The organism is Rhodococcus sp. SJ-3, from assembly GCF_051918125.1.
In the GTDB taxonomy this organism is placed as follows: Bacteria; Actinomycetota; Actinomycetes; order Mycobacteriales; family Mycobacteriaceae; genus Rhodococcus.
Genome location: NZ_CM123306.1, coordinates 4459781 through 4472821, shown reverse-complemented (window position 1 = coordinate 4472821; position 13041 = coordinate 4459781). Strand labels below are relative to the sequence as shown.

Here is a 13041-nt window from a genome sequence, read left to right as displayed (position 1 = left end):
TCGGATCCTCCTGTAGGCGCCTTATTCGTCTCGTTGCATCGTGGCCCACAGCCCTGCGGCATGTAGACGCTGTACATCGTGTTCCATCTTGTCACGGGACCCACTCGACACAACGGCTCTGCCTTCGTTGTGCACCTTGAGCATGAGTTCGGTCGCTTTGGCCTTGCTGTAGCCGAAAAGCTTCTGGAAGATGAACGTCACGTAGTGCATGAGATTGACGGGGTCGTCCCACACCACCGTCACCCACGGTCGATCGACCGCCTCGGCTTCTTCGACGACTTCCGCTTCGGCAGGCATGGCCTGGCCCGCGGTGATCAAGTGGACGTCGAGGGGGGTTGTCCTGGAACACGGCGCCATGCGTCAAGGGTACGGCGTTCTCGCGGCTCGAAAAACCCGTCGTCACCGTGCTCGCTCTAGAGTGAGCGGATGGCTGTCACATCCGCCGGTACGAAGCCGGTGAGCACCGCACTGTTCACGGACAAATACGAACTGACGATGCTCGAAGCCGCTCTGGCCGACGGCTCGGGCAACCGCCCCTGCGTCTTCGAACTGTTCGCCCGCAAGCTTCCGGCCGGTCGCCGGTACGGGGTGGTCGCAGGCACGGGGCGGCTGCTCGATGCTCTACCGGCGTTCCGATTCGGCGACGCCGAACTCGCTGTGGCGGCGGAGTTCCTCGAACCGTCGACCGTCGACTGGTTGCGCAACTTCCGGTTCAGCGGCGACATCGACGGCTATCGCGAAGGCGACTTCTATTTCCCCGGCTCGCCGGTCCTGTCCGTCCACGGCACGTTCGCCGAATGCGTCCTGCTCGAGACGCTGGCCCTGTCGATCTTCAATCACGACAGCGCTATCGCATCCGCTGCAGCGCGCATGGTCAGCGTGGCCGACGGTCGCACCTTGATCGAGATGGGTTCGCGCCGCGCGCACGAGGAAGCAGCTGTATCGGCAGCGCGCGCGGCATACCTTGCGGGCTTCGACTCGACGTCCAACCTCGAAGCTGCGCGTCGCTACGGCGTTCCCGCAGCCGGAACCGCGGCCCACGCGTTCACACTTCTGCACACCACTGCCCACGGCCGCGACGAGGCGTCGGCGTTCCGCAGTCAGATCGAGTCGCTCGGTGTCGGTACGACCCTGCTCGTCGACACCTACGACATCACGCAGGGGGTGGCGACGGCGATCGAGGTGGCGGGTCCGGAACTCGGCGGTGTCCGGATCGACTCCGGCGATCTCGGGGTCCTTGCACGTCAGGTGCGCAGACAGCTCGACGGCCTCGGCGCTCGGCGGACGAAGATCGTAATGTCCGGCGACCTGGACGAATACGCGATCGCCGGACTGCGCGCCGAGCCGGTCGACGCCTACGGAGTGGGGACCTCCGTGGTCACGGGTTCGGGTGCACCGACCGCGGGCATGGTCTACAAGCTCGTCGAGGTCGACGGTATTCCGGTCGAGAAACGCAGTACGGCCAAGGAATCGCGGGGCGGCGCGAAGCGCGCCGTGCGGTATGCGCGCCGCACCGGCACCGTCGTCGAAGAGGTCGTCTACCCCGAACACCTCGAGGTGCCGACGGGTGAGGGGCGGTCTGCGACCGACCTGACGGTTCCGCTGGTTCGCGGTGGCGAGCCGGTCCCCGGCCTCCCTACCCTGGAGGACAGCAGGAAGTATCTGAGGAGGTCGATGGTGAGTCTGCCGTGGGAAGGGCTGACGATCTCGGCAGGCGACCCGGCGATCCCCACTCGTTTCGTGACTTCGGCGGAGCAGAGGTGAGGGCGGTGCGAGCACTACTCGTGGTCGACGTACAGAACGATTTCTGCGAGGGAGGCGCGCTCGCAGTGACCGGTGGCACCGCGGTCGCGTCCGCCATCACGTGTCTCCTCACCGAGCGTGGGGACGACTATTCCCATGTGGTCGCAACACGCGACCATCACATCGATCCGGGTGAGCACTTCTCGGACGATCCCGACTTCCTCGATACCTGGCCGCCGCACTGTCGCGCCGACACCGCCGGCGCCTGCTTCCATCCGGATCTGGAGCTGTCACGGATCGAAGCGGTGTTCTCGAAGGGCGCGTACGAGGCCGCGTACTCCGGTTTCGAAGGCGTCGACGAGTCGGGGCAGCCCCTCGCGCGGTGGTTGCGCGAGCGCGGTGTGACGGACGTCGACGTCGTCGGGATCGCCACCGATCACTGCGTGCGCGCGACCGCGTTGGATGCCGTCGAGGCGGGATTCGGGACGCGGGTGCTGCTGGGTTACACGGCCGGTGTCGCCGAGGCGACCATCGAGTCCGCGCTCGATCAGATGCGCAGCGCAGGCGTCGACCTGGTCGAATGGGTCGGCGCCGAAATCTGACGGTGGGTCCCGCTACCCTGGCTCGGTGCCTGAACTCCCCGATGTCCCCGAATTGCTACGTACGGCGGTGCACGCTCTGGGCGGCAAGGAGCGGCGCAATCAGCTGACCATGGCGTCCGCGGTAGCACACAGCATCGACACCGGTGAGCACCTCGCGGTGCAGGCGGGCACCGGCACGGGAAAGTCGCTCGCGTACCTCGTTCCGAGCATCCGGTATGCGGTACAGACCGGCCGCACGGTTGTGGTGTCCACCGCGACGATCGCGCTGCAACGTCAGCTCGTCGACCGCGATCTCCCGCGTCTCGCCGAGGCACTCGAGGACGCCCTCGGCAGGAGGCCTCGCTTCGCCATCCTCAAGGGCCGCGGAAACTATCTCTGCCTGAACAAGATCCACACGGGTCTCGCCGAGGAGGCGCCGGCCGAGGCCCAGCTCTTCGACGCGTTCACGCTCTCACGCATCGGCCGCGAGGTGCGCCGCGTGACGGAATGGTCGTCGAGCACGGAAACCGGCGACCGCGACGACCTCTCCCCCGGCGTCTCCGACCAGGCGTGGCGCCAGCTCAGTGTCACCGCACGCGAATGCCTCGGCAAGGCACGCTGCCCGGTCGGCGACGACTGCTTCGCCGAGATCGCACGCACCGAAGCGTCTCAGGTCGATGTGGTTGTCACCAATCATGCGCTCCTCGCGATCGACGCCATCACGGGAATCGCGATCCTGCCCGAACACGACGTGGTCGTCATCGATGAAGCCCACGAGCTTGTCGACCGGGTCACCGGTGTCGCTACCGCCGAGTTGTCGAGCAGCAGCATTTCCGCAGCCGCGCGGCGCTGTCTCAAGCTCGTCGAGGACGAAGACGTCGATCGGCTAGAGGGTGCGGCCGAGAACTGGGAGTCGCTGCTCGAGGAGCTGCCCGCCGCCCGGTGGGATTCGATGCCCGAGGGTGCGGCAGCTGCCCTTGCGTCGATCCGCGATGCCGCGTGGGCCGTACACACCGCCATCGGGCCGGCCAAGCCCGGCACCGATCCGGAAGCCGCCGCAGCCCGCAGCCAGGCTCTCTCCGAGATCGACGAAGTGCACGATTGCGCGGTGCGGGCTCTGACGACGTTCGAGCAGCCCGATCCCGCACAGCGTCAGGATGTAGTGTGGCTGGCGGCCGACGAGTTCCGCGGAAATGTGCGGCGCACGGTACGGATCGCGCCGTTGTCGGTCGGGGGTCTGCTGCGGTCTCGACTGTTCGGCGAGTCGACGGTGGTGCTCACTTCTGCGACGCTCACGGTCGGCGGATCGTTCGACGGTCTGGCCGTCAATTGGGGGCTCCCCCCGCAGGCACCCTCGCGCAGCGAGACCACTGCCGCATCGGGGGTCGAACCGCCCGCCGACAAGAGTGAACTGAAGTGGAATGCCGTCGACGTCGGGTCGCCGTTCGACCACGCGAAATCCGGGATTCTGTACATCGCGAAGCACCTGACGCCGCCCGGCCGCGACGGGCTTGCGTCGTCGCATCTCGACGAGATCGCCGAGCTGGTCACGGCAGCAGGTGGTCGCACCCTGGGTCTGTTCTCGTCGATGCGCGCCGCGAAGGCCGCGAGCGAAGCTCTGCGAGACCGGATCGATACCCCGATCCTGTGCCAGGGCGACGATTCCACGGGTGCACTGGTCGACAAGTTCGCAGCCGACGAAGCGACGTCGCTGTTCGGCACCCTGTCGCTGTGGCAGGGCGTCGACGTGCCGGGCCGGTCGCTCTCGCTCGTTCTCATCGACCGGATCCCGTTCCCCCGCCCCGACGATCCGCTGTTGGTCGCCCGGCAGCGTGCTGTCGAGTCCCGCGGCGGCAATGGGTTCATGGCCGTCGCAGCGAACCATGCTGCGCTGCTCCTCGCCCAGGGTGTCGGCAGGTTGTTGCGGTCAACCGACGATCGAGGGGTCGTTGCCGTGCTCGACTCTCGCCTGGCCACGGCCCGTTACGGTGGTTATCTGCGCGCGTCGCTCCCGCCGTTCTGGGAGACCGCCGACCCTCAGGTCGCCCGGAAGTCGCTCTCCCGACTCACCGGTTCGTGAAAATGTGGGTTCCGAGCCCGGATTCCGGCCTCGGAACGACACTTTCGTCACTCACGGCAGCGCGACCATGCCGAACTCGGCGGGAGTCGCCATCAGGTCGTGGTGCGGGAGTACCCGGACGGTGTAACCGACCGCACCCGAGAGCGGCAGCGGCACGTCGACGGTGAACTCTTCCCCGAGCGGATCGGAGCCGGAGTGTTTCATCGCCACCGTCACCGTGTCCGTGAGGGTGTCGTCCGATCCGACCTTGCCGAACACCGCCTGTACCTGCACATCGTCGGGCGACAGTCCGCCGAGTTGGACATGGGCGATCAGGCCGAGACTCGATCCGATGACGGGGCTTTCCGGCAGTCCGTGACTGTCGACCTGCGCGACCCGCACCGCCGGCCATGCGGAGTCGATACGGTGCCGGTAATCGGCCAGCGCCTTGGCTCCCGCGAAGTCGTCGGCGACAACCACGCGCGCCGCCTCCGCAGCGGGTGTGTAGTAGTCGACGGCGTAGTCGCGCACCATGCGTGATGCGAGGACCTTGGGTCCGAGCTTCTCGAGGGTGTGACGCACCATCTCGATCCATCGGGTGGGCACGTCGTGATCATCGCGCTCGTAGAAGCGCGGCAGTACCGAGCGTTCGAGCAGCTCGTACAGGGCTCCGGCTTCGAGGTCGTCGCGTCGCACGTCATCGACGCCGTCGGCGGTCGGGATGGCCCACCCGTTCTCGCCGTCGAACATCTCGTCCCACCATCCGTCGCGGATGGACAGGTTCAGTCCGCCGTTGAGTGCCGATTTCATGCCCGACGTTCCGCATGCTTCGAGCGGGCGCAGCGGGTTGTTGAGCCATACGTCGCATCCCCAGTACAAGAAGCGCGCCATCGACATGTCGTAGTCGGGCAGGAACACTATGCGGTGCCGCACGTCGTGCTGGTCGGCGAAACGCACGATCTGCTGGATCAGGCCCTTGCCTCCGTCGTCGGCGGGATGGCTTTTACCTGCGACGACGAGCTGCACGGGCCGTTCCTCGTCGAGCAGCAGGGCGCGCAACCGTTCGGGGTCGCGCAGCATCAGTGTCAGCCGCTTGTAGGTGGGCACGCGGCGCGCGAAGCCGACGGTGAGGGCGCCCGGATCGAAGACGGTGCTGACCCAGCCGAGCTCTGCCTCGGTGGCGCCGCGTTCGAGCCACGAGTTGCGCAGACGGCGTCGAACCTCGTCGACGAGCTGTCCGCGCAGCACGTTGCGGGTGGACCACAGTTCGGCCGGGTCGACGCTCTGCAGCAGCTCCCAGCCGCGGGCTTCCTCGACGCGATCCGGTCCGGCGAGCCGGTTGGCGAGGGTGATCCATTCGCGGGCGGCCCAGGTAGGTGCGTGGACGCCGTTGGTCACCGACCCGATAGGCACCTCGGCGGCATCGAATCCGGGCCACAGCCCTTCGAACATCCCGCGGCTGACCTCACCGTGCAGTCGGGACACGCCGTTGGATCGCTGTCCGAGACGCAGACCCAGATGGGCCATGTTGAACACGTGGGGGTCGTCCTCGCGACCGAGCGCAAGGATCCGGTCGACCGGCAGGCCCGGCAGCAAAGCCGATTCGTTCTCTCCGTTGGGACCCGCGAAGTAGTGACGAACGAGATCGACAGGGAAACGGTCGATGCCCGCGGGCACCGGGGTGTGGGTGGTGAACACGGTTCCGGCGCGCACCGCGACCAACGCTTCGTCGAAATCCAGGCCGGTGGTGGTGACGAGTTCGCGGATTCGTTCCGCCCCGAGGAACCCGGCGTGGCCCTCGTTCATGTGGAATACCTCGGGATCGGGAAGCCCGTGGATGCGGGTGTAGGCACGCACGGCCCGTACCCCGCCGATGCCCGCGAGGATCTCCTGTTTGATGCGGTGGTCCTGTCCGCCGCCGTACAAGCGATCGGTGACCTTGCACATGTCCTCGTCGTTGCTCGCGATGTCGGAATCGAGGAGCAGCAGCGGCACGCGGCCCACCTGCGCGATCCACACCCGTGCATCGAGGGTGCGGGCACCGGGCACGTCGACACGCACGAGTGTCGGCGTGCCGTCGGATTCGGTGAGGAGCCGCAGCGGTAACCCCTGGGGGTCGTACGACGGGTAGTGCTCGAGCTGCCAGCCATCGGCGCTCAACGACTGTTTGAAGTAGCCGGAGCGATACAGCAATCCGACGCCGATGAGCGGTACTCCCAGATCGGAGGCGGCCTTGAGGTGGTCGCCTGCGAGGATGCCGAGCCCACCCGAGTAGTTCGGAAGGACCTCGGTGACACCGAATTCCATCGAGAAGTACGCGATGCCCTCCGGCATAGCGGTGCCGCGTTCGCGTTGGAGTTGGTACCAGGCCGGGCGCGACAGGTAGTGGTCGAGATCCGCGGCGGCTGCGTCGAGGCGCGCAAGGAATTCACTGTCGGTCGCCAATGCATCGAGACGCGACGGTGCGATCTCACCGAGCAGTCGGACCGGATCCTCGTCGACCTTCGCCCACAGCTCAGGGTCGATGGAAGCGAACAAGTCCTGTGTCTGCGGGTGCCACGACCAGCGCAGATTCGTTGTCAGTGCCTCCAGCGCGGCGAGCGGCTCGGGCAGATGGGCTCGGACAGTGAACCGACGCAAGGCTTTCACCCCGCGAATCCTACCCAGGTTCTCGTGTGTGCGACGGGTCCTGTTGCGGCCCCCTCAATTGACGTGACCCACGGGTCGACCGATCCGGACAGATGCTACAAAGGGGGTGTTTCGCCCTTCCGGCATGCATGACCGGAACTCTGGGGTCGCCTGGAATAGGGTTGTGGTCGTACACCCCACGGTTCATTTCGGCGCGGGCCGCCCGCCCGCCCCAGCGAACGGAGAACACGTGACAGGTCGTCTCGCCATCGACGACGTTCGGCCCGCGATCGACGGCGGGAGGTACCCGACCAAGGCTGTCGCCGGTGAGGTCGTCCCTGTCTCGGCGGTGGTGTGGCGCGAAGGCCACGACGCACTCGCGGCGACGCTGGCGGTGCGCGGTCCGGCCGCGGACCCCGAGACCATGGGCAAGCTCGTGCGGATCCCCATGGCACCGGGCCGCGAACCCGACACGTTCAACGCGGTGTTCACCCCGACCAGCCCTGGCAGATGGACTTACCGTATCGAAGCCTGGAGCGATCCGATCGGCACGTGGCGTCACGCCGTCGAAGCGAAAATCGATGCGGGCCAGGGGCCGGAGGATCTGGCCAACGACCTGGAGATCGGCGCCCGGCTGTTCGAGCGCACCGCCGAGGCGGCTCCCCGCGGGAGCCGGCCGGCGCTGCTCGCAGTATCCGCAGCGCTACGGTCGCATCGCACACTTCCCGAACGTGTCGCGCCTGCCTACTCTGCCGACGTCACCGAGGTCCTCCGCGCGCATCCACTGCGCGAGCTCGTCACCCGCGGTCGCGCGTACACGGCGATCGTCGAGCGGCGCCGCGCGCTGTTCGGTTCGTGGTACGAGTTCTTCCCCCGGTCCACGGGGGGCTGGAACGATGACGGCACCCCGCGGCACGGCACATTCGCGACAGCAGCTGCCGACCTTCCGCGCATCGCCGCGATGGGGTTCGACGTGGTGTATCTGCCGCCGATCCACCCGATCGGCAAGATCAACCGGAAGGGCCCGAACAACTCGTTGGTCGCGGGACCCGACGATGTCGGATCGCCCTGGGCGATCGGATCAGCAGAAGGCGGCCACGACGCCATTCACCCCGACTTGGGTACCGAGGAGGATTTCCGCGACTTCGTCACGCGCGCCCGCGAACTCGATCTCGAGGTTGCCCTCGATCTCGCGCTGCAGTGCGCACCGGACCACCCGTGGGCGCAGTCGCATCCCGAATGGTTCACGGTGCTGCCCGACGGAACGATCGCATATGCGGAAAACCCGCCCAAGAAGTACCAGGATATCTACCCGATCAATTTCGATCTCGACCGCGACGGCATCTACGCCGAGGTGCTACGTGTGGTCCGGCACTGGATCGCGGCGGGCGTACGCATCTTCCGGGTCGACAATCCGCACACGAAGCCACCGGACTTCTGGGAGTGGTTGATCGAGGAGGTCCGCAAGAGCGATCCGGATGTGGTGTTCCTCGCCGAGGCGTTCACCCGCCCCGCACGAATGTACGGTCTCGCGCGCCGGGGCTTCGCGCAGTCCTACACGTATTTCACGTGGCGGATCGCGAAGTGGGAGCTCACCGAGTTCGGGTTGGAGATCGCAGCCAAGGCGGACGAGGCGCGGCCGAATCTGTTCGTCAACACCCCCGACATCCTCCACGAGTCGCTGCAGCACGGCGGTCCAGGAATGTTCGCCCTGCGAGCAGCGTTGGCCGCAACCCTTTCTCCGACGTGGGGTGTGTACTCAGGTTACGAACTGTACGAGCATGTTCCGCTGCGACCCGGCAGCGAGGAGTATCTCGATTCGGAGAAGTACCAATTGCGTCCGAGGCGGTTCGACGACGCCCGCCGTCGCGGGGAATCCCTCGAGCCATGGCTGACCGAGCTCAATCGGATCCGGCGGGCGCATCCGGCGCTACAGCAGCTCCGCAACATCACGTTCCACCACATCGACAACGACGCTCTGATCGGGTACTCGAAGTTCGACCCGACGACCGGCGATACGGTGCTCACCATCGTCAACCTGAATCCGTATGCCGCGGAGCAGGGCACGATCTGGCTCGACATGCCCGCCCTCGGCCACGACTGGCACGACCATCTGCCGGTGTACGACGAAGTGAGCGGCGAGCAATACCACTGGGGCCAGGCCAATTTCGTACGGCTCGAACCGTGGCGATCGGTCGCTCACATCCTGGTGTTGCCCCGCATCGGAGTTCCCGTTCGCACAACTCTCGCGCACAGGAGGCAACCGTGACCGTGCCGCCGTCATCACCGGAGCCCACACCGGAGCGTGGTCGAGCTACGCCCCCGCGCGACCGGTCGAGCACGTCCGCGCCGCGTCACGCGCCGCATCCCGACGAGCTGGCACGCCTTGCAGCCGGCGAGCACCACGATCCCCATTCGATCCTCGGTGCGCATCCGCACCCTGAGGGCACAGTGTTCCGGGCGTTGCGGCCCGGTGCACAGAAGGTCGACGTGCGTGTGGGGGGAACGGATCATCCTCTCGAATCGGTCGGACACGATGTGTTCAGCGCGTTGCTTCCGATACACGATCCCGCCGATTACCGGTTGGTCGTGACATATCCGTTCGATCACACAGTGGTCGTCGCAGACGGGTACCGGTTTCTGCCCACTCTCGGCGAACTCGATCGTCATCTGATCAGTGAAGGTCGGCACGAGCGGTTGTGGGAAGTCCTCGGTGCCCGTCCCCGCTCGTACGACACTCCCGACGGCACGGTCACCGGAACGTCGTTCGCGGTGTGGGCTCCAGGTGCTCGGGGCGTGACGGTGATCGGCGAGTTCGACCTGTGGGGCGGTGGTACCGCTCCGATGCGCGTTCTGGGGTCGAGCGGTGTGTGGGAGTTGTTCGTGCCCGGCGTCGAGCCGGGTCAGCTGTACAAGTATCGCGTCCACGGGCACGATGGTTCGATCCGCGACAAGGCCGATCCCATGGCATTCGCCACCGAGGTGCCACCGGCGACCGCGTCGGTGGTCACACGCAGCTCGCACGAGTGGCGCGATGAGCAGTGGCTCGCCGCGCGCGCCCAAGCCCAGCCCTGGCAGGAACCGATGAGTGTGTACGAGGTGCATCTCGGGTCGTGGCGTCCGGGACTGACGTATTCCGAGCTCGCCGACCAGCTGGCCGAGTACGTGCGGGAGACCGGTTTCACCCATGTGGAACTCATGCCCGTCGCCGAGCATCCGTTCGGTGGGTCGTGGGGTTACCAGGTCACCTCGTACTACGCGCCGACAGCGCGGTTCGGGACACCCGACGAATTCCGCGAGTTCGTCGATCGACTGCACGCCGCGGATGTCGGCGTGATCATGGACTGGGTGCCCGCGCACTTCCCGAAGGACGAGTGGGCACTTGCCCGTTTCGACGGCACCCCCCTCTACGAACACGCCGATCCCCGGCGCGGCGAACAGCTCGATTGGGGCACCTACGTGTTCGACTACGGGCGTAAGGAGGTGCGCAACTTCCTCGTCGCGAACGCGCTGTACTGGATCGAAGAGTTCCACATCGACGGATTGCGAGTCGACGCCGTGGCGTCGATGCTCTATCTGGACTACTCCCGGCCCGAGGGCGGCTGGACCCCGAACGAATTCGGTGGACGCGAGAACCTCGATGCCGTCGCGTTCCTGCAGGAACTCAACGCGACAGTGCACAAGCACCATCCCGGTGTCGTGACGATCGCGGAAGAATCCACGGCGTGGCCCGGTGTGACGCGGCCGACGAATGTCGGGGGGCTCGGGTTCTCGATGAAATGGAACATGGGCTGGATGCACGACACCCTCGGGTATCTGATGCACGACCCGGTCCACCGGACTTTCCACCACCACGAGATCACGTTCTCCCTGATGTATGCGTGGAGCGAGCATTTCGTGCTGCCGATCAGTCACGATGAGGTCGTCCACGGCAAGGGCACGTTGTGGACGCGCATGCCCGGCGACGACCGCACCAGAGCTGCCGGGTTGCGCGCGATGCTCGCGTACATGTGGTCGCATCCCGGGAAACAGTTGCTGTTCATGGGACAGGAATTCGGACAGGTCGGTGAGTGGTCCGAGGAGCGCGGTCTCGACTGGTGGCAGCTCGACGATCCACACACCGGAGCACTGCATACCGGTATCCGCACGCTGGTCGCCGATCTGAACCGCATTTACCGCCACCACCCGGCGCTGTACACGCTCGATACCACCCCCGGCGGGTATTCGTGGATCGATGCCAACGATGCCCACAACAATGTGCTCAGCTTCCTGCGCTACGGCAGCGACGGTTCGGTGATCGCGTGCCTGTACAACTTTTCGGGCAGCATCCACGCCGACTACCGTGTGGGGCTGCCGGAGCCGGGTGCCTGGGAGGAAATTCTCAACACGGACGCGACCGCGTATCAGGGAAGCGGCACAGGTAATCTCGGCGCGGTGATCGCCACGACGCATTCGTGGCACGGTCGCCCGGCTTCGGCTCGGGTGACGCTTCCGGCGCACGGCGCGCTCTGGCTGTCGCCGCGGCGGTGATCGCCGGCAGCGACTGATGGAGAATGGTTCGACGTGACACGACGACGCCGATGGTTCACCCCGGTACTTCCGGCTCTTGCGGCTGTCCTGGTGGCCGGTTGTACGCAGCAGGTCTCGGGAACAGCGGTGTCGATCTACGACAATCCGTTCACCGTCGCAGGTCTACCTGTGGTGTCGGGCCCGACCGGGCCACGCAGCGGTGTCGCCGATGCCGACGTGACGATCGAGAACACCGATGGCGGTGAGATCGACATCCTTGCGGGCAACGCGATCGCCGACCTCGAGGAGTACTGGAGGCAGGAGTACAGCGCGGTCGCGCGAGGCGACTTCGAACCGGTCGGCACGATCATCTCGTGGGATCCCTCCGAGCGTCGCGGCCCCCGTTTCTGCGGCGAGTCCACCTATGACTTCATCAATGCGGCGTACTGCAGCGGTGGGGACGTCATCGGCTGGGACCGCGCCTACCTCATGCCGCAACTCGTCGAGGACTTCGGCCCCATGTCGGCGGTCACCGTGCTCGCCCATGAATACGGGCATGCCATCCAGTACTCGGCGGGGATCGTTGGTGACGATGATCCCGGCATCGTGTTCGAGCAACAGGCGGACTGTTTCGCCGGGGCCTTCATGCGACATGTCGCCGAGGGCGACTCCGAGCATTTCGAACTCAATACTGCGGACGGCCTCAACAAGGTCCTGGCGTCGATGGTGTTGTTTCGCGACAGCGACCCGAACGATCCGGATTCGATCCACGGATCCGCGTTCGAACGCGTAACGGCGGTGCAGATCGGCTTCACGGACGGCGCCGCGACCTGTCCGCGTATCGATGCGGCAGAGATCGAATCCCGGCGTGCGGATCTGCCCCAGTATTTCGACAGCATCGACGACGGCGAACTACCTGTGACTGCGGAGTCGGTCGAGACCATCTTCGAGTCGTTCCACCACGTGTTCGATCTCGAATCGCCTCCCGAACTGGAACTGTCGGGTGCGGATCTCGGCTGCCCGGACGCGAAGACGACGGTGCCGGTGTCGTACTGTCCGGCAACGAATACCGTGGGGGTCGACCTCGAGGAACTCGCCGCGGTCGGCACCCCGGATAGTTCACGACGCGACGGTTTCAGTGCCGATGTGCGCGGTGACTACAACGCCTACGTCCTTGTCGCGTCCCGGTACGCGCTCGCGGTGCAGCAGGATGCGGGCCAGGGTCTCGCAGATGCCCGGACCGCCTTGCGTGCTGCATGCCTGTCGGGGGTGATCAGCGCGGCCTTGAGTCCTTCGAGCACCGTCGCCTCGGAACTCGACTCGGACGCCGAGATGGTGTGGCTCTCCCCTGGGGATCTCGACGAGGCCGTGTCCGGATTGCTCCGCGACGGCCTCGCGGCGAGCGATGTCAACGGCAACACCGTGCCGAGTGGGTTCGCGCGGGTGGATGCGTTCCGCACCGGGGTCCTCGGCGGCGAGAACTCGTGCACCGGCCGCTACCGCTGAGACAGCGGCCGGTGA

8 protein-coding genes are annotated in these 13041 nt (G+C 66.3%); 6 read left to right on the top strand and 2 right to left on the bottom strand.

Going from position 1 to position 13041, the window contains the following annotated elements; all coding sequences use genetic code 11:
* Positions 1-21 precede the first annotated feature (21 nt).
* Positions 22-357 carry an ATP-dependent Clp protease adapter ClpS gene (gene clpS, locus ACTDXD_RS20835; RefSeq protein ID WP_169688496.1) on the bottom strand — a complete coding sequence of 112 codons (336 nt, stop codon included), beginning with the start codon at positions 355-357 and terminating at the stop codon, positions 22-24.
* Between the two features lie 69 nt (positions 358-426).
* Here clpS and ACTDXD_RS20830 point away from each other — a divergent pair, with 69 nt between their 5' ends.
* Genes ACTDXD_RS20830 through ACTDXD_RS20820 form a run of 3 tightly spaced genes read left to right on the top strand, consistent with a single transcriptional unit; the run spans position 427 to position 4404 of the window.
* The gene (locus ACTDXD_RS20830) at positions 427-1764 is read left to right on the top strand and encodes a nicotinate phosphoribosyltransferase (protein ID WP_440124145.1); all 1338 of its coding nucleotides are present in this window, start codon (positions 427-429) and stop codon (positions 1762-1764) included.
* Positions 1765-1769: 5 nt separating this feature from the next.
* The gene (locus ACTDXD_RS20825) at positions 1770-2345 is read left to right on the top strand and encodes a nicotinamidase (protein ID WP_440124144.1); all 576 of its coding nucleotides are present in this window, start codon (positions 1770-1772) and stop codon (positions 2343-2345) included.
* Positions 2346-2370: 25 nt separating this feature from the next.
* Complete coding sequence (locus ACTDXD_RS20820; protein ID WP_440124143.1) at positions 2371-4404, top strand: ATP-dependent DNA helicase; 2034 nt, start codon at positions 2371-2373, stop codon at positions 4402-4404.
* Positions 4405-4455: 51 nt separating this feature from the next.
* Here ACTDXD_RS20820 and glgP read toward each other — a convergent pair whose 3' ends face one another.
* Positions 4456-7032, bottom strand: coding sequence for an alpha-glucan family phosphorylase (glgP, locus tag ACTDXD_RS20815; RefSeq protein WP_440124142.1), 2577 nt, complete (start codon positions 7030-7032; stop codon positions 4456-4458).
* Positions 7033-7261: 229 nt separating this feature from the next.
* Here glgP and ACTDXD_RS20810 point away from each other — a divergent pair, with 229 nt between their 5' ends.
* The 3 genes from ACTDXD_RS20810 to ACTDXD_RS20800 all read left to right on the top strand — a co-directional run bounded on the left by ACTDXD_RS20810 (position 7262) and on the right by ACTDXD_RS20800 (position 13026).
* On the top strand, positions 7262-9280 hold the full coding sequence (locus ACTDXD_RS20810) for an alpha-1,4-glucan--maltose-1-phosphate maltosyltransferase (RefSeq protein WP_440124141.1): 2019 nt from the start codon (positions 7262-7264) through the stop codon (positions 9278-9280).
* Positions 9281-9387: 107 nt separating this feature from the next.
* Entirely contained in the window at positions 9388-11541 is a 2154-nt protein-coding gene (glgB, locus tag ACTDXD_RS20805; protein WP_440127732.1) for a 1,4-alpha-glucan branching protein GlgB, read from the top strand.
* A gap of 33 nt (positions 11542-11574) precedes the next feature.
* Positions 11575-13026 (top strand): metallopeptidase, encoded by a 1452-nt coding sequence (locus ACTDXD_RS20800; RefSeq protein ID WP_440124140.1) that lies wholly within the window; start codon positions 11575-11577, stop codon positions 13024-13026.
* Positions 13027-13041: the final 15 nt, after the last annotated feature.